This window comes from Paenibacillus sp. TAF43_2 (assembly GCF_052113545.1).
Lineage (GTDB): Bacteria > Bacillota > Bacilli > Paenibacillales > Paenibacillaceae > Pristimantibacillus.
Genome location: NZ_JBFRDK010000014.1, coordinates 42,388 through 63,429, shown reverse-complemented (window position 1 = coordinate 63,429; position 21,042 = coordinate 42,388). Strand labels below are relative to the sequence as shown.

Below are 21,042 nucleotides of genomic sequence, written 5' to 3'. Positions count from 1 at the left end.
ACGAAGAAAATGTTGCGAAGTTGGACGCAGCCAAATAATATAATCATTTCTACCACTTAGAGGGAAGACCCCAGCGAAAGGTACTCCAGAACCGGAAACGGTCTGGGGTGCTTTTTGTGCAATATAAGAATAGCTGTTTTTGCTTGATGGAGAAGTTAATTGAGTTAATGAAATACAGAGCGGAAGTGAGAGCATTATGGGCAGAAAATTTCGGTTACATCTTCAGTCTGCTGCGAATTGGCTGGGACATCGATCGATGCAAAGCCGCCTTGTGGCGGCTTATATCGTCATACTATTAATTCCTAGCATCGGCGTATCGAACTATCTCTTTAATCAGATTAGGGATAGTTATATTAACGATACCTTTAAGCAAAGCCAATACTTGCTTGAAATGGAGAAAGTGAATGTTCTAAATCAGATTGAAGCTATGGAACGGGCTGCCCAGCTCACGCTATCGAAATCTGAAATTTTGGATTATATATCAAAGGATGAAGAACTTCCTATTGAAGAGCTCCTCGACTTATATCGCGGCGCCCTTACCGACATGATCAACATTCAAATCAATAATCCCAATATTGTCCATCTTCGATTGTTTGCAAACAATGATCATATGTCCGAAGTTTGGCCGATTATTTTCCATGAACGCCGGATTCAAAAAGAGCCGTGGTACGCCAAGCTGGATCAATTGGATGGCAAGGAGATGTGGATATTCAAAGAGCAGGATCTCGACATTTTGCATCGCTACGTGACGGATGTTAACGAGCAAATGCCGAAGGTTTCACTCCTGCGCGTCGTGAATTCCGGAAGCAAGCGTATTGGGATTATCCAAGTCGAAATGCTGCTGAAGCAGTTCTCGCCTAAAGCGTTTGCCAATATTAAGGATGACGGGTCGCAGATGATGCTTGCTGATGGCAACGGAACTATTTTTATGGATGACAATCAACCGTTTGTCGGCAGTGATCCAGAGCTTCATCAAGCCATTTTGCAAGAGTTCCGGGAAATGAATGAGCACGGGGTTAAAGAGAAGCGATTTTCTGTAAATAAGCATCCTTATTTGCTGGTCTCCACGCCCGTGGAACAAGTCAGTGCGCATATTCTTAATGTGGTGTCGTTAAAAAATGTTGATGAACGCGTATCCAGAGCCGAGAGACAAATCATCGCTGCTAATATTATTTTGATCGGTCTATTGTCCTTCATTACGTATTTAATGAACTCCTTTATTCTCAAAAATCTGAGTCGTCTCACAGAGGCAATGAAGAAAGTAAGAAGAGGAGAAATGCCAACGGGGCTTCCTTTGGGTGGAGGCGGAGAAATAGGCGAGCTAGCGCATCATTTTAACAAATTAATTCATACCATTAATGAGTTAATTGCCCAGGGAGTTAAGAAGCAGGCGCTAACGAAAGAGGCGGAGCTGCGCACCCTGCACAATCAGATCGACTCGCATTTTTTGTACAATACGCTCGAGAATATTAAGATGCTCGCAGAGATGGAAAACCAGCGGACAATATCCGATTCGCTTACCTCGCTTGGCGGTATGATGCGTTATAATTTCAAGTGGTCTGGCGAATATGTAAGCTTACAGGATGAGCTTCGCCATATTCAGAATTATATTGCCGTCATGAATATTCGGTTCGACGAACMGATTCAGCTGGAGCTAAATATTCCACCGAAGCTGCTGGAGATTGAAGTGCTTAAGATGTCATTGCAGCCAATCGTAGAAAATGCAGTAAAACATGCATGGACAGGTGTGGAAGAGAGCACGAGCAAAATATTAATTGATGTTATTGAGGATGAGGAAGCAGGCATTATCATCAGGCTGAGAGATAACGGCATGGGTATTAAAGCGGCCCGCTTGGAGCGGTTAAATGAAATGATTCACACCGATAATAGTAACGGGATTTCTTCAGAGAAAGAAGCTGGAAACGGAAAACAAGCGTTTGGAATCGGCCTGCGCAATGTTCATCAGCGTATTCGGCTTTATTATGGCAAGCCATATGGATTACAGGTATATAGCAGAGAAGGGCAATTCACAGAAGTAGTCATTACCCTTCCTAAGGTACTGTTGATGGGAGGAAGTTCCGGATATGAGAACAATGCTGATCGTAGATGACGAGAAAAATATCCGATTAGGGCTCAAGACGATGATAGAGAGAGAATTTCCACAATTATATCAGATTCGATTGGCGATACATGGAGAAGATGCGTTAGAACAATATCGCAGTGAACGGGCAGATATCGTAATTACAGATATTCGCATGCCCGTGATGGATGGCATTGAACTCATTAAGCGGCTTACTCAAGAATCGGAGCCGGTGCAGAAACCGATCTTTATTATTTTAAGCGGCTATGACGATTTCTCCTATGCGAAGGCTGCGATAGAATATCAGGTTAAAGATTACTTGCTCAAGCCGATTCGGCGGGACGAGCTGTTTGAATCACTCACAAAGAGCGAGACCACGCTGCAAGCGCAAGCTGAATTAGCTGAGCGGGTAGCGGTAAGCGATACGTACCGCGAACAGCTGCGAATAAATAGTCTGAAGGAATGGTTTAGACAAGATGACCCTGCCTACGATTTTGCAAATGATCTGGAAGCTAAAGTCGGATTCGAACAGTTCACTAGACCATTTTCTGTTGCCGTCCTGAACTATAAATCGGAGAGCGGCGACTCCATGAACAAAGAAGAGTTCAAGCTGCTAGTGGAGAAAATGATGCAGCCGATTAAGGGTGTACTGGATGTCTCGTTTCTAGATAGTGAATGCAAGCTTGTTCTGATCGGCAGCCCGCGCTTTCAGTTCGAAGAATTGTTTAGGCAGGCTGGCGGGAAGGAACTGGATGGACTGCGCATGGGGATAAGCGCAGAGGGGAATGAAATCGAAGATTTGTTTCATTGTTATAAGCAAGCTTCTGAGGCGCTTCAGTATTCATTCATGTATTCAAATTGCCGTCTGCTGCATCATGAAGACATTCGAGCGAAGCGGCAGTATTATCCGGTGCCAGAAGAAGAAATTCGCAAGCTTGGCAACATGCTCGGAACTGATCGGGAACGGGAGGTTCAGGAGCTGCTGAAGCAAATTTTCCATACCGAGGATATACCAAATGTAGATATTGGCTACTTAAAGCTGGTAGGCAAAATGATCAATGAGCAGGTTCTGGACGAAGTATTCCGTATTTATGGTGAAGAGTCGATCGAGGTATTGAAGCTGTATCGTAAAGTGGGCAGTATGGATAATTTCCGCAGCTTTCACGACTATTATCGGAGCTTGGAGCTGCTGCTCTCAAGCGTGAACGACTATGTCAGAGGCATACGCTCAGCGTATAGTGAGCATTCAGAGATTAAAGCAGCGGTTAATTATATGGAGGATAACTATTATCGTCCGCTTAATATGGCTGTCGTGAGCAATTATGTTGGCCTTAATTACTCCTATTTCAGTGAAGCGTTCAAGGTTCATACAGGCGAGAATTTTGTATTGTTTCTGAAAAAAATTCGTATTCGCAAAAGCAAAGAGCTGCTGCTCGAAGGCAATCAGAAGATGCAGGAAATCGGCAGCGCCGTTGGCTTTGAGAACAGCAAGCAGTTTTCTCGTGTGTTTAAGGAGCTTGAGGGAATATCGCCGCAGGAATATCGAATCAAGGTGAGATCAGATGCTGATCAGAGCAAAGAATCGGTAGAACATAGGGTTTAGAGGGGAGGAGCTGCGGGCTCCTCTTTTTTTATTTTCCTTTGTTAACCTCCGATTACGCTAACTTTCACTTTTCCATTGGCTTTCCATATCTCACTAAAACATGCCAGAGTAATTTTAATTCTTGCAGAACTTCTTTGTAGGTTCCTCTATCGCTCCAATGATTTGGATTTCGTTTCAAGTCCATAGCTGCTGCGCCAATCATATTGACATCAATAAAATCACTTTGCGCAATTCTTTTGGCTAGCGAAGGCATCGAAGGACCTCTAAAATGGATAGGAACCTCATCCACTAAAAGGGTAAAGCCCCTATGCCAGTAAAGATCAATGGAATACTTTAAACATAGCTGTTCTAAGATTCGTCCTGTATGCGTGCCCTTAAATGATGGATCGGCAACAAGCGTCTTTACGTCTTTTTTAAGTGAAATGTCACCAAGAACCTGAGCTTCGATATAGTGGTCCAGATTTCGATTTGGCTCTTTGTTTGAAGGATTTTGGAATGGTTTCTCAAGATTGACGAGCATATGGTAGATTAACTTTCGAACCGTCAGATTGCTTTCACCAATGGCAAAATTATTAAAGAACGCATCCCTCATGAGAGCAGCTTAAATAAGGTCAAATTCCTCATACGTTCCCTTTTCCTTAGTGTCTTGGTGAGAATCCAAATAAGTATAAGTGCAACGATGGGAGACCTCAGCGGATAAAAGAAAATAACATGATCCAAACCGTGGAGCAGGATAATTCCATAGGCAGAAGAGTCCCTTCCCTTTTTTATAGAATCATAATACAGGATGGACAGTAAGGGAAATGCAGATAGCGTTATTAAAAATACTTTATTTTTTTCTGACAATAGAAAGTTATCATGTATAATGATTTACATATGTTGTAAGTGTTCAACGTCACCATGTTTAATGATTCTAATAGGTAGACTACATGGCAGAGGTGGGGGAGTAATGGTGTGAGTCACTCCGTTCAAGAAGTTTACGAAAAAAAGACGGCAGGCTTGAAGCAAACGACGGAATCTGATCATGAAGCCGCTGTAAAAGCAGCAATTGTTCAGATGGTAGAACGTATGGAAGATTCGACTCTTTCGACGGGGATGCTGGCAAAGCTTATTTCGTACAGTCCTTTTCATTTTGATCGTATCTTTCGCTCCACCACAGGCATTCCGCCTCGGCTGTATTTATCTGCTCTTCGCTTTCAATGGAGTAAAAAGCTGCTATTGAAATCTACTTTATCAGCCACTGATGTTGGTCAAACGGTGGGATACAGCAGTTTTAGCACCTTTTCTTCCAAATTCTCAAGTTTTATCGGGCTTTCGCCGCAGCAGTTTAGACATTTTATAGAGAGCAGGTCGCTTGGGCTCAATGAACTTCGATCCATTCGTTTGCCAGAGGGCATTAAGACGCTTTCGGCCGTAGAGGGGTATGTTATGGCGTCAGAATCGCTTCATGGCGTGATTTGTATCGGCTTGTTTCCTAGGCCAATTCCTATGGGCAAGCCAGTGGGATGCACCATGGTGTTTGAGTCAGGAGCATATGTGATACCGAATGTTCCCGATGGAACGTACTATATCATGTCTATCGCATTTTCATGGGATGCTTCTCTCGATGAGTATCTGCATCCGCAGCACTCTTGGCGTGGCAAGGCGAGCGGGAAAATCACTGTAACAGATGGCGTTGCTAAAGGCGAATCCAATGTTACCCTTCGACCTCCAACGTTTTATGATCCGCCTATATTGATTTCCTTTCCCGTTCTCGTTCAAGCTTTTCTAAATAGGCTGGAGGGATAAAAGATAGCAAACTAGAAGAAGCAAAATTGACGGTTTATGGCTATTCTTTTTGTAGAGTCTTATCAGACTACTGCAAAAAGAGGAGTGAACGTTATGTCACGCGTTATTCATTTTGAAATAGAAACTAGAAATCCAGAGGGAAAAATGGCATTTTACGAAGAGGTTTTTGGTTGGAAGTTCCAAGAGATGATGGAGGGGTACTGGATAATCATTACGGGCGAGGATGGCGAGGAAGGAATTGACGGTGGGCTCATGCGCAGCTCTACAGAAGAGGCACTGCGAACCGTTAATTCAATTACCGTGGCGGATCTGGATGAATATTTGGGCAAGGTCGAGCGGGCAGGCGGCAAAGTTACCTCCGCCAAGATGGAAATTCCTGAAGTCGGCGACTTTGCTTATTGCGAAGACTCTGAAGGTCTTGCATTTGGCGTGATACAGTTTTTCAAAAAAGAATGAATTAGTCATTATATTGGGGGAATATTTATGAGCAATGTGAAAACGCAAAGCTATGAGAACCATGGGCAATATGCACCTTTGTATCATTTTATACTGGCGCCCATTGCGCTTATCCTATTTATTGCGTCGATTGTTCATATATTTAAAGAGCAATTCAGCTTCTCTTCGCTATTAATTTTTGGTCTTTCTGTATGTGCAGTTCTATTGGGTGCGGTTGTCCGTCAGTTCGCAACGAAGCTGCAGGATCGCAGCATTGTTCACGAGGAGAATTTTCGGCATTTCAGGCTTACAGGCAAACCATTGGATACAAGACTTAGCGTGCAGCAAATCATTGCTTTGCGTTTTGCGGAGGATGATGCTTTTCCTGCATTATGCGTGAAGGCTGTTGAAGCGGGAATGAATTCCGGGACGATCAAGAAATCGATTACGAAGTGGCGAGCGGATCATAACCGCGTTTAAAAGCAGGACTATAACAAGGAAAGAGCAAGGATGGGCTCTAGCCGTCCTTGCTCATTTTCTGTTTATATCTTTGGATATATACCGGTCTCATGCGTCGTGCCAATACGCTTTTTTCTACTCATTAGCATTTCAATAAACAGTAGATTTGGTACCCAGCAAATCCAAGCAATAACGAAGAATGATTCATTCGTATCCGTTATTTTCCAAATGCCAGCTGCGAGTGCAGTATACAAGCGGAGTGTAATTGCAGCGCAGGTAAGAGCATAGTTTCTCGCCATCCAGCGTCCATGCTCAGCCTTATTCCGGTGGGCGATAATGCTTTTTAACGCGCGATAAAGGGAATACAGCCATAAAATAGATAAGGTGCCGAAGCCAACCTTTGCGACCAGCCCGCCGTTCGCGTAAAAAGCGAGATACAGGCCAGTGATGCCGCCAATTCCAATCATTGCAGCATAAATATAGCCGATCGTGCGGTGTACTTTTGGCGAGCGATGCCGAAACCGCTTGATGAATTGAAACCAGCCGATTGCAATCGCTATTCCAGCAGAAACGGCATGGCCCCATAGAACGCTGTACCATAGGTCAGGCATGCTTCCTTTTTCTGTGACAAAGCCCTGCTCCTTAATGCCGTCAGGTGATCCGTACAAAAGCAAAGCGTATGCCCCAACCGCTAACGCCAAAAAAGCCAATATTCCAAGCGACCACGAACGACCGGCACTTCCTCGTACACGCATCAGTTTACCTCCGAATTTCATCGTTATTTACTGTTAATGAAAATGTATCATTTAAGCTTATTCCGCCTCAAGCGGCTGGCGACGGAGCTGCGGCTACGTCTTAAGTCTAATAGGTCGATCCGCTGATAAAGACCAAATTGCCTCAATTCCGACGGAGATTATGTTAACTTATAAATAGATTTTTATCTTAAATTTCAACTTGGCGATATTAGAGTTATTATAGTGTTTGCCAGATTTTATGAAGTTAAAGTATATTAAGATTCTCCATCAACATAAACTGTGTGTTGCGTGTGGTGGTTATGTACCTATCAGGGTGAATTACATAAGAGGAGGAATATAGCAATGACTATCTTAAATTTAACGGACAACACCTACGATAAGTTGGTTTCTGAACAGGATGCCGTCTTGGTGGAATTTTGGGCGGAATGGTGTACGCTCTGTAAACAAATGAAGCCGATTCTAGAGGAAATCGATCAAGCTTATGCAGGTAAAGTAACGGTGGCCATGGTGGATGTAGCCATGGAAACGAAAGTGACAGAGCAAATGGGAGTCATGAGTTTACCAGCTTTGTTTATTTACAAAAAGGGTGAGCTAGTCGGGAAAGTGACAGGATTTGTACCGAAAGAAACGTTAACGGGCGCCATCAATCAACTCATCCCATAGTGGATTTAAATCAAATCAAGTCACTGCTGATCTAAAGCCAGCAGCTTTTTTATGGAAATAGTTATTGACAATATAGGGTAGGGGGGTATACTATACGAATGTAAATCAAATCAAGGAGGAATACGAAATGTCAGGAAATTCAAAGGCTTTGACTAATGTGAATTCGCTAAGATGGAAGGCATTGTTTTTGCTATGCTTGGCTCAGTTCATCGTTATCATGGATACATCCATCATCGGGGTTGCTCTCCCAGCTGTTAAAGAAGCACTTGGTTACTCGCAAAACAACCTGCAATGGGTATTTAATGCGTATGTCATTTTCTTCGGGGGATTATTGCTGCTAGGGGGCCGACTTTCCGATCTATTTGGTCAACGCAAGATGTTTATGCTAGGGTTTATAATTTTGTCACTTGCTTCGCTGTTAGCCGGATTAGCTTGGTCCCAGGAGTCGATGAATATCGGCCGCGCCGTTCAAGGATTTGGATCTGCGCTAATCGCTCCAGCTGCATTGACCATCATCATGCAACTCTTTGCCGCTAACCCTAAGGAGTTAAACAAAGCTTTCGGCTTCTGGGGAGCATCCGCAGCAGCAGGCGGAACCGCCGGGGTTTTCCTTGGAGGAGTCATCACGGAATGGCTCAGTTGGAATTGGACATTCCTAATCAACATCCCCGTTGGTTTGTTCGCTATTTTGTACAGTCTGTATGTCCTTCCAAAAGGAACAAAAAGCAAAGGCAGCATTGATATCTTAGGCTCACTGACGGTCACAGCTGCGTTGGTGCTGGCGGTATATGCGATCGTCACTTCGGAGCATAACGGATGGGGGGCGCAAACATTTGGTCTATTGGCCATTGCTGCTGTACTGTTCATTCTGTTTCTGATCGTGCAAGCGAAGAAAAAAGATCCGCTCGTACCTCTACGGATATTTAGAGCTCCAAATCTACTTGCGAGCAATGTCATTTTGGCAACTCTTTCAGGTGCTTGGATTCCGCTTTGGTTTTTCTTAAATCTGTATCTTCAACAGGTTTTGAAGTATTCGGCATTCATGGGCGGGGTTGCTCTGGTGCCGATGACGATCCTCATCATGATCTTGATGGTCGCAGTCATGGGAAGGCTTGTCGGCAAGTTCGGCATCAAAGGAAATCTCGTCATTGGTATGCTTATATTAGCAGGATCACTGTTGCTGTTCGCTGGGAATACGCCAGAGGACGGAAACTTCGTTACCAACGTACTATGGGCTTCTCTACTCGGGGCACTTGGCATGTCAATGGCTTATATCCCGGCAACAATTTCCTCCTTGTCGGGGGCAAGGCCGGAAGAATCCGGTTTGGCGTCGGGCTTATCGAATATGAGCTATCAGATTGGTTCAGCCATTGGATTAGCTGTCATGGTTGCCGTATCCTCTTCCTGGACAAAAGGGGAGCTAGATAAAGGGATCGATCAAATCGCAGCATTAAATACGGGTTTTCACTCCGCATTCGTTGGAGCAGCTATCATAGCTATCGTGGGTGCGCTTATCGCGTTGATTTTTATCCGTAAAGGGAAAACGTCAGAGAATTGAAAATGAGATAGCATAATAATCAGTCGTGTTATTCACGGCTGATTTGCTGCTTTATCAGAGCTTTGCATCAGATAGGGTTAGGGGGTATAATAGAGCATAAGGGGAGGGGATAAGCCATGGAAAATGAATTAACGGTTGCATCCGCTGGACATGAAAATCATCACCATCATCAACATAGCCATCACTCCGAGAAGACCAAGATAAACCTGACCAGTCGCCTGAACCGAATTGAAGGACAAATTCGAGGGATCAAAGGGTTAATCGAAAAAGATACGTACTGCGATGACGTGCTCAATCAGATCGCGTCGGTTCAATCGGCTCTAAACGGCGTCGGAAAATTACTTCTCGAGAACCATATGAAAAGCTGTGTCGTTGAAAAAATTCAATCGGGCGAACATGGAGTCATTCATGAATTGCTGACGACAATAAATAAACTAATGAAATGATATTCGGAGCAAATGTGCGTGTGCACATTTGCTTTTAAATTTTATTCATCAACTTCGCTTGACAAATATAGGGTACGGGGGTATTCTATACTTATCGTTACCATTAATTACAAAGGTCGTGTTGGAGTCTTCGTAAAGCAGCTTTAGCAACCCCACTCTCATAAAGGTGCGGAAGAAGTGGGCATGCCATTCGTTCATTGGCTGGATGAAGCATTCACCGGCTTGGAAGTGTCGATTCTAATAAAATCGGATATGCAGGCTGCACCCTTGGAACAAGTGAACCGTTTGCGAAAGGGAAGTGTTACTAAGCTTGTCGGTTGAATCAACTTCAAGGAAGCCATCAATAATTTATTATTTTGTCGTTAATATACTATAGTGGGGTATTGTATGTTGACGAAACAAATGAGACGGAGGAATTAAAAATGAAAAACGTAATGTTAAATGTAGAAGGAATGACTTGCGGCAGCTGTGTTCGTAGGATTAAAGGTGCAGTCGAAACTCTCGGTGCAAAAGCAACTGTTGATCGAGCCGCAGGCCTGGTTGAATTGGTGTATGACGACAGTGAAATCTCATTGGATGCCATTGTCGAAACGATTGAGAAACAGGGTTACGATGTCGTGAAATAAAAACGTCGCATAGTTAAGATGGTAATACGACAGAAGAATAGGTGATGATCATGAGCAGTTCTAATCAAGCAGTATCTACCGGGCAAGCCACACTACAGATCACTGGCATGACTTGCGCAGCATGTGCGAGCCGTATAGAGAAAGGTCTGAATAAGCTGGAAGGCGTTGCACAAGCAAACGTAAACTTCGCCATGGAGCAAGCATCCGTCAACTTTGACCCTTCTCAAGTGAACATGTCCCAATTGGAACAGAAAATTCAAGCTCTGGGGTACGGTACGGTAAAGGAGTCCATTGACTTCGATATTGTAGGCATGACCTGCGCAGCATGCGCCACACGCATCGAGAAGGGCCTAAACAAAATGAGCGGCGTAAAAGCGACGGTAAACTTAGCTTTGGAGACGGCGCATGTGGAATTTATTCCATCCATGACAAGTGCTGCGGATATGATCAAGAAAGTCGAGCAGATCGGCTATAAAGCTAAACCAAAGAGCGAGCAGACGAATGAAAGCGATCATAAGAAAAAGGAAGTCCGCAGCCTGCAGATACGGTTGATTGTATCAGCTATTCTCTCTTTGCCGCTTCTCTGGGCTATGGTTGGGCATTTCTCCTTTACGTCATGGATATGGGTGCCTGAGATTTTCATGAATCCATGGTTTCAATTGATATTAGCTACCCCGGTACAGTTCATTATTGGCAGCCGTTTCTATGTCGGAGCCTACAAGGCGCTGCGCAATGGCAGTGCGAATATGGATGTATTGGTAGCGCTCGGCACATCTGCCGCCTACTTCTATAGTGTTTACTTAACGATCGAATCAATAAATGCATCCGCACATCATCAGGTTGAGATGTATTATGAGACGAGTGCTGTGCTGATTACATTAATTTTGCTGGGTAAATTATTCGAGACGCTGGCGAAAGGCCGATCTTCCGAAGCGATTAAAGCATTGATGGGCTTACAAGCCAAGTCGGCTATCGTCATACGGGATGGTCAGGAAGTTAGTATTCCAATAGAAGAGGTAGTAACTGGAGATGTATTCCTAGTTAAACCCGGCGAGAAAGTACCAGTCGATGGTGTAGTGCTTGAAGGGTTATCGGCAGTTGATGAATCGATGTTAACCGGTGAAAGTATCCCGGTGGATAAGCAAACAGGAGATCAAGTCATTGGAGCAACGCTGAACAAAAACGGCGTGCTTAAAGTTAGAGCGACCAAAGTCGGCAAAGAAACGGCGCTTTCCCAAATCATCAAAGTCGTAGAGGAAGCGCAAGGCTCGAAAGCGCCGATTCAAAGGGTGGCTGACGTGATCTCTGGCATATTCGTCCCGATCGTTGTAGGGATCGCGATCGTCACTTTCTTGATTTGGTACTTCGCTGTTGATGCAGGCAATTTCGCAGAGGCGTTGGAGAAGGCAATTGCCGTTCTGGTTATAGCATGCCCGTGTGCGCTAGGTCTTGCTACGCCAACATCGATCATGGCTGGTTCGGGTCGATCCGCTGAACTCGGTATTTTGTTCAAAGGCGGCGAGCATTTAGAATCCACGCATCGCATTAACACCATTATATTGGATAAAACGGGAACGGTAACGAAAGGCAAGCCGGAATTGACGGATGTACGGATTGAGCAAGGCTATCATCGGGAACAGCTCTTGTCCTGGATTGCTGCAGCGGAGAAGAATTCGGAGCATCCGTTAGCGGAAGCGATCGTGGCTGGCATTCAAGAGCAAGGTATTTCTCTCCCATCGACCGATTCCTTTCAAGCGATACCTGGTTTTGGCATTGAAGCTTCAGTTCAAGGGAACGAATTGCTAATAGGAACCCGAAAGTTATTGGCGAAAGCTAACGTGAACGCGGAGTCCGCTTTTGAGGAAATGAGCCGACTGGAGTCGGTTGGAAAAACAGCGATGCTGGTTGCGGTTAACGGAAAGTACGCTGGAATGGTAGCCGTAGCAGACACGATTAAAGATACGTCGAAGCAGGCAGTTGCCAGATTAAAGCAGCTCGGTTTGGAAGTCGTGATGATGACTGGCGACAATGAACGTACGGCGAAAGCCATTGCGAGCCAAGTTGGAATCGACCATGTGCTGGCGGAAGTGCTGCCTGATGGCAAAGCCAACGAGGTCAAGCGATTGCAAGAGAGCGGTAAGAAGGTCGCAATGGTTGGAGATGGAATTAACGATGCGCCGGCATTGGCAATTGCGGATATCGGGATGGCAATCGGAACGGGAACCGATGTGGCCATGGAGGCTGCGGATGTTACCTTAATGCGCGGTGACTTGAACAGTATTCCGGACGCGATCTCGATGAGTAAGAAAACGATGGTAAACATTAAGCAAAACTTGTTCTGGGCGCTTGCTTATAATGTCATCGGCATCCCGATTGCAGCGCTTGGATTCCTTGCACCATGGCTCGCTGGAGCAGCTATGGCTTTAAGCTCCGTCTCCGTTGTGCTGAATGCGCTGCGTCTACAAAGGGCAAAAGTTTAAAGTTATTCATATCCTGGAGGCTAAAATGAAACGAATTTATTTGATCGGATTGCTAGCTGTACTCGTTTTTGTTGCTGCTTGCGGAAAACAAAATAAACAAGAAACAGATAATCATGGTGCTCATGGCGGGCATTCTCAAGCTGCATCACCCGCTGCATCCAGTGCCGGAGAGCACGGAGCTCACGGAGGAGAACATGCTGGCGAGACGAAGAAGCTAGAGACGAATCCCGTTTGGAAATGGTCAGAAGAAACGCCGAAATCTGGAGAGAAAACCGTAATAACCGTACAAATTCAAGATACGGACGGAAAGGCCATCGAGGCATTTGATATTAATCACGAGAAGAAGCTCCATCTCATCGCAGTCAGCAAAGATTTATCTTACTTTGACCACATCCATCCGGAGTACAAAGGGAATGGGCAATTCGAAATCACGACATCGTTCCCTTTCGGTGGAGACTATAAGTTATTCGCCGACTATATTCCTACCGGCGGCTCCGCCACAACGAAGTCTGAATGGATCAAGGTAGAAGGGCTAGCCGCTGAACAAGTTCCGATTAAACCATCGGATGAACATTCCGTAATCGTGGACGGAGTAGAAATCACACTCGAAAACAATCATCCGGAAGCCGGTAAAGAAATGGAGTTGAACTTCAAACTTTCGGATGCGAAGTCCAAAGATCCGATAACGGATTTAGAGCCTTACCTAGGCGCAGTTGGGCACGTTGTGATTCTAAGCGAAGATACAGAGCAGTATTTGCATGTACACCCGCTGGAGGAAAAAGCGAAAGGCCCGGATGCGAAATTCATGACGACTTTCCCGAGTGCCGGTGTATATAAGATCTGGGGGCAATTTCAACGAAACGGTAAAACGTTTATCAGCCCTTTTGTAGTTGAAGTGAAATAAATGAATCTTAAGTCCGCGTAAAATCGCGGGCTTTTTTTTAGTTATTGGACAATGTTCCTGTCATCTGACACAAATAGGCTATGGTATAGTAAGGAAATAGATTGAAAATATATAATGACTTTACATAGATAGGATAGGTGGGACGGCTTGAAACAACGCATATTGCTCGTAGAGGACGATCGATCGATTAGCGAAATGGTAGAGGCTTATTTGACGTTGGAAGGCTTTCATATCGTACATGCGGCAGATGGTGAAGAAGCACTGCGGTTATTTTCTCAGGAAACGTATGATTTAATATTGCTGGATGTCATGCTGCCTAAGCTGAATGGCATTGATTTTCTGAAGAAGATTAGGGAGCATAGTCTTCTTCCAGTTCTCATTTTATCTGCTAAGGATGGCGATGTGGACAAAGCTTTAGGATTAGGATTCGGAGCGGATGACTATCTGGCCAAACCGTTCTCTATGATCGAACTGCTCGCAAGAGTAAAAGCTGCAATTCGCAGAGCAACGCTATACTCAGGTGTTCAGAATCAGGCAGCGCCTAGTGTACTTCATGTTCATGAGCTTATAATCGATACGGACAATATTGATGTAAACAAACGGGGCAAGTCGATTAAGCTTACTTCAAAGGAATGGCAGATCATAAAGCTTCTAACGATGAACCCAACCAAAGTGTTTACGAAGGAGCAAATTTACAGGTCGGTATGGAACGATGATTACTTTGGAGATGAGAACGTAATAAACGTTCATATCAGCCGTTTGAGAGAGAAGATCGAAGACGATCCATCATCGCCGCAATATATAAAGACGTTATGGGGCATCGGATATAAGCTGGGAGAATTTTAATATGGTTTATAGCTTAGTAGGTATCATTGTCATACTCGCCATTTTAAATGTCATTCAGTATCAAATGAAGCGGGCTAGAAGCTCCGACTTACGGTATATTGCAAACCAGATCAGCAGACAGCTGGAGCAGCACTCTTCGGAAATGCTGCTCCTCATGACAGATGATCGCGAATTGAAGCTGCTGCTGGTCGAGTTAAACCGCCTCTTCACAGATAATCAAAATAAGCTGGCACAGTTTACTAAAACGAACCATTCCATGAGGAAAATGCTTGCTAACTTCTCGCATGATCTAAAAACACCGCTAACCGTCGTGCTCGGCTATGCCGAGATGATACAAGGCAGCCGTGAGATGGCATTTGAAGAAAGAGAGCGTCTTCTGCGGCTGATTCATGAAAAAACGCTGGAGATCATTAAGCTGATGAACGGTTTTTTCGATTTAGCTAGATTAGAAGCGGGTGACAACGACATCACGCTATCGCGAATACATATGAACGAGCTGTGCAAAAAAAGCATTTTGTCCTTTTACGATCTGGTGCAGGCAAGCGGTTATGAAGCAGATATTCAAATTCCAGAAGAAGCGATCTATGCTTTAGGGAATGAGGAAGCGCTGGAGCGGGTGCTCAGCAATTTATTGTCCAATGCCATTCGTTACGGCAGCGATGGGAAGAGAATTGGGATTGCTATGAGCGTTGACGATTCGCATGTTAGGATTGACGTTTCGGATTGCGGCAAAGGCATTAGCGCTCGAAATCAGGAGCTTGTTTTTGAAAGGATGTTTACGCTGGAGGAGTCTAGAAACAAGGATTTCCAGGGAAGTGGATTGGGCTTAACGATTACGAAAAGACTCGTGGAGGAAATGAATGGCGAGATCACATTGCATAGCATCCCGTTTGAGAAAACGACGTTCACGGTTAAGCTCAAACGCATGACCTATTAGCAACTTAAGATTTTTGTTAGAAATAAGCAACAAATAAGATAAAGGTGTTCGATAAACTGAGAACTAGTTACAACATGGAAAGAAGGAGAGAACGAGTGGATTATATTTTGAGAACGAGCGGCCTGACGAAAGCTTTTGAGGGCAAAGAGGTCGTAAGCAATGTAAGCATGAGCGTGCGAAAGGGAGAAATATACGGCTTCCTTGGCCCAAATGGCGCAGGGAAAACGACCGTTATGAAAATGCTAACGAATTTGATTAAGCCGACTGCGGGGCAAATCGAATTGTTTAATGAGCCGCTTAGGCCTAACACGTATGATGTATTTAAAAGAATGGGAAGCATCATTGAAATGCCGGTTTTTTATGACAAGCTGACTGCCAAACAAAACCTGCAGCTGCATAACGAGTACATGGGCTGCCATGATGACAAGGTTATCGGAGAGGTGCTCGGCATGGTTGCCCTGCGTAACGTGGATGATAAAGCGGTCAAAAACTTCTCGCTCGGGATGAAGCAAAGACTGGCGATCGCTAGAGCGATTATGAACAGACCTGAATTGCTCATATTGGATGAGCCGATTAATGGGCTTGATCCTGCCGGCATTAAAGAAATTCGTAATCTGCTTCAAATGCTAAGTACAGATTATGGAGTTACTATTCTCATATCAAGCCATTTGCTCAGTGAAATAGAGCAAATGGCCAATACGATTGGCGTGATCAGCGGCGGCAGGCTCATTAAACAGGTGTCGATGGCAGATGTAAGGGGGCAGAACTCAGAATATATCGAGCTCATAACGCCGGATCGGACAAAGGCGTGCGCTGTGCTAGCCAACGAGCTCCAGCTCACTAATTTTAAAATTATCAATGACAATATGATTCGCATCTTTGAATCGGGAGCGATGCAGACGACGATTTCAAAGTCGCTTGCACTAAATGATGTGAATATCGAGTCGATGAACAAGAAGTACACTTCTTTGGAGCAGTATTTCCTCGATTTGATTCAAGGGGACGAGGTGAAGCATCCGTGATTAAACTTATGAAGCTGGAAATAGCGAAAATGGGATTAGGCTGGTATATGAAGGCAGCGATCATAGCGAATGTCGTAATTGTTGCGCTAATGTTCATGATCGGCTACTTTGAGGGTGTAGAAGTTAAAAACGAGATTGCAAATATTGGAGAGCTGTATATTATAGCTGGCGCTATGGTTAGATCGACGTTTATCGTCATGGCTGCCGTTCTAATTAGCAAGTTAATTATTGATGAGTATAAGAAAAAGACAATTCTAGTTATGTTTATGTACCCGGTTAGTCGCAAAAAGCTGTTTGCTTCCAAGCTGGCAATTGTAGCTATCCTTACTTTTGTTGCAATCGTCATCTCGCATATTTTCACATTGTCTATGCTTATTGGCATAAATCACTTTTTTCATATTATAGAGGAAGCGCCTGTACCGATGAATTATGCTGCGCAGCTAGCAAGCATCGTAAGTTTTGCCTTTGCATCAGCAGGAGCAAGTTTAGTGCCGCTTTATTTCGGCATGCGCAAGCATTCGGTCCCAGCAACTATTCTCTCTTCACTCCTAATCGTCATGCTGACGAGTTCGAGCAATCCTGTCTTCTCACTGGCAACCATCATTTACATTCCGCTTGCTTTAGCAGTATTTGGCGTAGCGATCGCCTGGTCAACGGTTCGGCATATCGAGAATAGGGATGTTTTGTAACACCAAAATCTATTAATTATCATAGAATATATGAGGGTGAATAAACTAGAATCGAGATTGGTGGTGGATGACGGCAATACGATTTTGGCAAAAACAGAAATCAACAATGGCTACGGGTAAGCAAAAGGGGACCACATCGATGTGATCCCCTTTTGCTTGTAAAGCTTAATACTTACGCGTCTTCCCATTTCTGTTTGAAGAACAGCTGATATACCTTGGTAACAACGATTTTCAGCATCATATATACCGGTATAATAATGATTACGCCTATGATTCCAAAAGCGTCACTGCCCACCAGCACCAATAGAATAGTTGTAATAGGGTGAATATCGAGCTGTTTTCCGAAAATATAAGGTGAAATAATATTATCCTGTATTTGTTGTGAGAGCAGAATGACCACTAATGACCAAATCGCAACAGATGGCGATTCAATTAAACCAATAATGACGATCGGTACAGCAGACAGTATGGCACCTATAAAAGGAATAAAGTTCATAATAACAGCAACGACAGTCAGTAAAAGAGCATAGGGCAAACCGATGATAAGGAAGCCGATATACATCAGAACACCGAGCGCCAGATTTACAACGACTCTTCCCACAATGAATCCGCTTAGAGCCGTATCAATCTCCTGCATCGTTTTTTCACCTTCAGCGTGGTATCTCTTAGGCATGAAGCTGACGATTTTCTGGCCGAATTTATCCCCTTCCTTCAACATGTAAAAAAGAAGAATAGGGAAGGTGAACAAAATGAGTGCGAAATTAGAAATAAAAGAAAACATCCCCGTTAAATAGTTAGTCAACAATGAAAATCCTTTATTCAGGTATTCGGTTATTTTTGAAAAAGGACTTACATCTTCAGGTAAAATGTCTGCTAAAAACCCGTTCTGTTCCAGATCTTGCAGCTGCTTGCCCAACGTATTGAAAAGATTAGGCGCGTTATTTACTAAATTGAAAAACTGAGTGCGAAGCGAAGGAAATACGCCAACGATAAATAAACTAAACAGCACAGCTGCTGCTAAATAAATAATGAGAATGACCCAAGGTCTCTTTAATTTAGGCTGCTCCATCCAGTTTACAAGCGGGCGTAATAGATAATAGAAAAAAGAGGCGAGCATCAACGGAATCATCACAATGCTGAACAAAGAAACGAAGGGCTTGAAAATAAAATCGACAAGTGAAGCTAAATAAATAATGGCAAGAACTAAAATAACAGCGAAACAAATTTTAATAAATCGGTTTAAAGAAATCAGGGTGCTCACTCCATCTGCTATGAATTGTTTTTAGTATCGAATATTATTATCGCCATTAATAAATTCGTTTAGACTAAGGGAAATCTTTTCTGTTTCTGTTTCATTTTAAAAGATTATGTACATATTATTGCATAAAAACTGAGAGGAATCTAACTCGTAAACTAATATTGAAAAATAGTTTATAAGAGTTTCGTTTGCTGAAAATTTCTTAAATATTTTTAAAGTAATGATTGAAGTAATGAGTAAAACGGAGATTATATTTACAAAAAGAAAATACATATTTTATAAAATGTAATTATATAACAGTATAAACCTAACAAATAACTACCGCCAAAATGTAATACATCACATTAAAGCTTGACAGCGTTTACTATAGACATTAGTATATGATCCATTAGAGTAATGAAATCCAAAAACAAGAATATATATATTGAATATGCTATAAATTATAGTTGCAGTTAAATTGTTTTATGCTTATATTAGATATGATAAATCTATGGTTTGAAAATTCGCAAAATTATGAATATTGTAAGTTTAGAATCACTACGTTAGGAGGATTCTATTGAAAAAAGAGCTGCTGAAAATTGAGAATTTGACGACTTCTTTTCGAATTGCGGATCGTTATTACGCAGCAGTGGATGATGTGACGCTAACGGTAAAAGAAAATGAGGTTCTTGCCATAGTGGGGGAGTCGGGCTCCGGCAAGAGTGCGCTGGCCTACTCCATCATGGGTCTGCATACGAGAGCAAAGATAGAAGGAAATATTTATTACCAAGGACAGGATATTGTCCAAATGTCGCCCTCCACGCTAAATAAGCTGAGAGGGAAAGAGATAGGCATGATCTTCCAAGACCCATTATCCGCATTAAATCCCCTTATGATTATCGGTTCTCAGATTGAAGAAGTTATTCTCCTGCACCAGCCCAAACTCTCTAGCAAGGAAAGAGCGAACAGGGCGATCGAGCTTTTAACTAAAGTGGGTATTCCTCGCCCAGAGCATACATACGGGCGTTACCCCCATGAATTGTCCGGCGGGATGAGGCAGCGTGTCATTATTGCCATCGCGATTGCCAATGATCCTAAGCTATTAATTGCAGATGAACCGACTACAGCGCTGGATGTAACGATACAATTGCAAATTCTTGAATTGCTGAGGCGATTGAAGGATGAAAGCAAGGCTGGCATCGTCTTAATCACGCATGACTTAGGCGTTGTGGCCGAGATGGCTGACCGAGTCGCTGTTATGTATGCCGGACAAATTGTTGAAATTGCCGATATCTACACAATCATTGCTAAAGCGCAGCATCCCTACACTAGATCATTATTGCAATCGATACCAACTGTCAATGAAGCAAAGTCTAAGCTCCATGTTATTCAGGGAATTGTGCCTTCTCTTCAGAACCTCCCGAGGCAGGGCTGTCGTTTTCGATTAAGGACGCCTTGGATTGCTGAGGCTGCACATGAAGCGAACCCGGAAATGCATGAGATTTCTCCGGGCCATTTCGTCAGATGCAGCTGCTACAAGCATTTTCACTTCCCTGACGAGAAGGAGGATCATCAACATGTCATTTCTTGAGATCAGCGATCTAAAGGTACATTTTCCGAATCGCGGGAGTCTTTTCAGTAAAAAGGGTCCACCGATCAAAGCGGTAGACGGTATACAATTCTCCTTGGAGCAGGGACAGACCTATGGACTAGTAGGCGAGTCTGGCTCTGGCAAGACCACGACAGGCAGGGCCATCATAGGCTTAAATGCAATTACATCAGGTAGTGTTCTCTTCCAAGGCCAGCAGCTTGCTGCTGGCGGACTTCGAAGCCATGCAGGCTTCCGCAGAGATATTCAAATGATCTTCCAAGATCCCTATTCCTCCTTGAATCCTAAGAAACGCGTGCTTGATATTATCGCTGAGCCGCTGCGAAATTTTGAAAAGCAGTCTGCTGGCGAAGAGAAGCGCAGTGTACAACAATTACTGGAGCAAGTGGGCTTGAGCCCGGAATCGATTTATAAATATCCTCATGAATTTTCAGGAGGCCAGCGGCAGCGAATCGGAATTGCGAGAGCCATCGCTTTAAAACCAAAGCTGATTATAGCCGATGAACCTGTGTCTGCGCTGGACGTATCCGTTCAAGCGCAGGTACTAAACTTCATGCAGGATATTCAGAAGGAGTTAAACCTTACTTATCTGATCATTAGTCATGATCTCGGCATTATAAGGCATATGTGCGATCATATTGGCATTATGTACAAAGGCCGTTACGTTGAACGAGGAACGACAGCTGATATATTCAATCAACCTCAGCATATTTATACGAAGCGTCTTATCTCGGCTATTCCTGACATTGATCCAACGAAACGAGAGGAAAAACACTCGTTTCGGAAGGCGGTTAAGGCGGAATATGAACAAGCCTATGAGAATTATTTTGACGAGGATGGTTTGGCTTATCCGTTAAAACCCGTTTCAGAAACACATTTCGTGGCTTTGCCTGGGAGAGGGTGAG

Annotated in this window: 21 protein-coding genes and 1 pseudogene; 18 read left to right on the top strand and 4 right to left on the bottom strand. The window is 43.7% G+C overall.

Annotation, left to right across the window (positions count from 1 at the left end):
* On the bottom strand, positions 1 to 195 hold a 195-nt coding region (locus AB4Z17_RS05320; RefSeq protein ID WP_441958569.1), incomplete at its 3' end, for a hypothetical protein.
* Position 196: 1 nt separating this feature from the next.
* Here AB4Z17_RS05320 and AB4Z17_RS05315 point away from each other — a divergent pair.
* Together AB4Z17_RS05315 and AB4Z17_RS05310 are read left to right on the top strand one after the other, a co-directional pair.
* On the top strand, positions 197 to 2,110 hold the full coding sequence (locus tag AB4Z17_RS05315; protein WP_441958568.1) for a histidine kinase: 1,914 nt from the start codon (positions 197 to 199) through the stop codon (positions 2,108 to 2,110).
* A complete protein-coding gene (locus AB4Z17_RS05310; protein ID WP_441958566.1) occupies positions 2,085 to 3,683 on the top strand; it encodes a response regulator transcription factor in 1,599 nt (532 codons plus the stop codon). Before AB4Z17_RS05315 ends, AB4Z17_RS05310 begins: the two co-directional genes overlap by 26 nt.
* Positions 3,684 to 3,747: 64 nt before the next feature.
* Here AB4Z17_RS05310 and AB4Z17_RS05305 read toward each other — a convergent pair.
* A pseudogene (locus tag AB4Z17_RS05305) lies at positions 3,748 to 4,416 on the bottom strand (DUF3626 domain-containing protein); the annotation flags it as partial.
* A 221-nt stretch (positions 4,417 to 4,637) separates the two neighbouring features.
* Here AB4Z17_RS05305 and AB4Z17_RS05300 point away from each other — a divergent pair.
* The 3 genes from AB4Z17_RS05300 (at position 4,638) to AB4Z17_RS05290 (ending at position 6,386) form a co-directional block, all read left to right on the top strand.
* Positions 4,638 to 5,471 carry a helix-turn-helix domain-containing protein gene (locus AB4Z17_RS05300; RefSeq protein ID WP_441908100.1) on the top strand — a complete coding sequence of 278 codons (834 nt, stop codon included), beginning with the start codon at positions 4,638 to 4,640 and terminating at the stop codon, positions 5,469 to 5,471.
* Between the two features lie 93 nt (positions 5,472 to 5,564).
* Positions 5,565 to 5,927: a VOC family protein gene (locus tag AB4Z17_RS05295; RefSeq protein ID WP_441958564.1), complete on the top strand. Its 363-nt coding sequence runs from the start codon at positions 5,565 to 5,567 to the stop codon at positions 5,925 to 5,927.
* A 27-nt stretch (positions 5,928 to 5,954) separates the two neighbouring features.
* On the top strand, positions 5,955 to 6,386 hold the full coding sequence (locus AB4Z17_RS05290; RefSeq protein WP_441958562.1) for a DUF6526 family protein: 432 nt from the start codon (positions 5,955 to 5,957) through the stop codon (positions 6,384 to 6,386).
* Positions 6,387 to 6,448: 62 nt separating this feature from the next.
* On the opposite strand, the gene AB4Z17_RS05285 is transcribed toward AB4Z17_RS05290, so the two are convergent.
* Positions 6,449 to 7,120, bottom strand: a complete 672-nt coding sequence (locus AB4Z17_RS05285; protein ID WP_441908097.1) for a DUF2306 domain-containing protein — start codon at positions 7,118 to 7,120, stop codon at positions 6,449 to 6,451.
* A 342-nt stretch (positions 7,121 to 7,462) separates the two neighbouring features.
* On the opposite strand from AB4Z17_RS05285, the gene AB4Z17_RS05280 reads away from it, so the two are divergent.
* The 11 genes from AB4Z17_RS05280 to AB4Z17_RS05230 all read left to right on the top strand — a co-directional run bounded on the left by AB4Z17_RS05280 (position 7,463) and on the right by AB4Z17_RS05230 (position 17,291).
* Entirely contained in the window at positions 7,463 to 7,783 is a 321-nt protein-coding gene (locus tag AB4Z17_RS05280) for a thioredoxin family protein (RefSeq protein WP_441908096.1), read from the top strand.
* Between the two features lie 127 nt (positions 7,784 to 7,910).
* Positions 7,911 to 9,341, top strand: coding sequence for an MFS transporter (locus AB4Z17_RS05275; protein WP_441958560.1), 1,431 nt, complete (start codon positions 7,911 to 7,913; stop codon positions 9,339 to 9,341).
* Between the two features lie 116 nt (positions 9,342 to 9,457).
* Entirely contained in the window at positions 9,458 to 9,787 is a 330-nt protein-coding gene (locus AB4Z17_RS05270) for a metal-sensitive transcriptional regulator (protein ID WP_441958558.1), read from the top strand.
* Between the two features lie 183 nt (positions 9,788 to 9,970).
* Positions 9,971 to 10,108, top strand: a complete 138-nt coding sequence (locus AB4Z17_RS05265; protein ID WP_339206702.1) for a hypothetical protein — start codon at positions 9,971 to 9,973, stop codon at positions 10,106 to 10,108.
* Between the two features lie 101 nt (positions 10,109 to 10,209).
* Positions 10,210 to 10,413, top strand: coding sequence for a cation transporter (locus AB4Z17_RS05260; RefSeq protein ID WP_441958556.1), 204 nt, complete (start codon positions 10,210 to 10,212; stop codon positions 10,411 to 10,413).
* Positions 10,414 to 10,463: 50 nt separating this feature from the next.
* Positions 10,464 to 12,893 carry a heavy metal translocating P-type ATPase gene (locus AB4Z17_RS05255; RefSeq protein ID WP_441958554.1) on the top strand — a complete coding sequence of 810 codons (2,430 nt, stop codon included), beginning with the start codon at positions 10,464 to 10,466 and terminating at the stop codon, positions 12,891 to 12,893.
* Between the two features lie 25 nt (positions 12,894 to 12,918).
* On the top strand, positions 12,919 to 13,797 hold the full coding sequence (locus AB4Z17_RS05250; RefSeq protein ID WP_441958552.1) for a hypothetical protein: 879 nt from the start codon (positions 12,919 to 12,921) through the stop codon (positions 13,795 to 13,797).
* Positions 13,798 to 13,944: 147 nt separating this feature from the next.
* Complete coding sequence (locus AB4Z17_RS05245) at positions 13,945 to 14,643, top strand: response regulator transcription factor (RefSeq protein ID WP_441958551.1); 699 nt, start codon at positions 13,945 to 13,947, stop codon at positions 14,641 to 14,643.
* A gap of 1 nt (position 14,644) precedes the next feature.
* On the top strand, positions 14,645 to 15,580 hold the full coding sequence (locus AB4Z17_RS05240; RefSeq protein WP_441958549.1) for a sensor histidine kinase: 936 nt from the start codon (positions 14,645 to 14,647) through the stop codon (positions 15,578 to 15,580).
* 95 nt (positions 15,581 to 15,675) lie between these two features.
* Positions 15,676 to 16,602, top strand: a complete 927-nt coding sequence (locus AB4Z17_RS05235; protein ID WP_441958548.1) for an ATP-binding cassette domain-containing protein — start codon at positions 15,676 to 15,678, stop codon at positions 16,600 to 16,602.
* Positions 16,599 to 17,291 (top strand): ABC transporter permease, encoded by a 693-nt coding sequence (locus AB4Z17_RS05230; protein ID WP_441958546.1) that lies wholly within the window; start codon positions 16,599 to 16,601, stop codon positions 17,289 to 17,291. Before AB4Z17_RS05235 ends, AB4Z17_RS05230 begins: the two co-directional genes overlap by 4 nt.
* 172 nt (positions 17,292 to 17,463) lie before the next feature.
* On the opposite strand, the gene AB4Z17_RS05225 is transcribed toward AB4Z17_RS05230, so the two are convergent.
* Positions 17,464 to 18,543, bottom strand: a complete 1,080-nt coding sequence (locus AB4Z17_RS05225; RefSeq protein WP_441958575.1) for an AI-2E family transporter — start codon at positions 18,541 to 18,543, stop codon at positions 17,464 to 17,466.
* A gap of 562 nt (positions 18,544 to 19,105) precedes the next feature.
* Between AB4Z17_RS05225 and AB4Z17_RS05220 the strand changes: the two genes are divergently transcribed.
* Positions 19,106 to 20,119: an ABC transporter ATP-binding protein gene (locus tag AB4Z17_RS05220; protein ID WP_441958544.1), complete on the top strand. Its 1,014-nt coding sequence runs from the start codon at positions 19,106 to 19,108 to the stop codon at positions 20,117 to 20,119.
* Positions 20,106 to 21,041 (top strand): ABC transporter ATP-binding protein, encoded by a 936-nt coding sequence (locus AB4Z17_RS05215; RefSeq protein ID WP_076268766.1) that lies wholly within the window; start codon positions 20,106 to 20,108, stop codon positions 21,039 to 21,041. The genes AB4Z17_RS05220 and AB4Z17_RS05215 overlap by 14 nt, the downstream gene beginning before the upstream one ends.
* Position 21,042 lies beyond the last annotated feature (1 nt).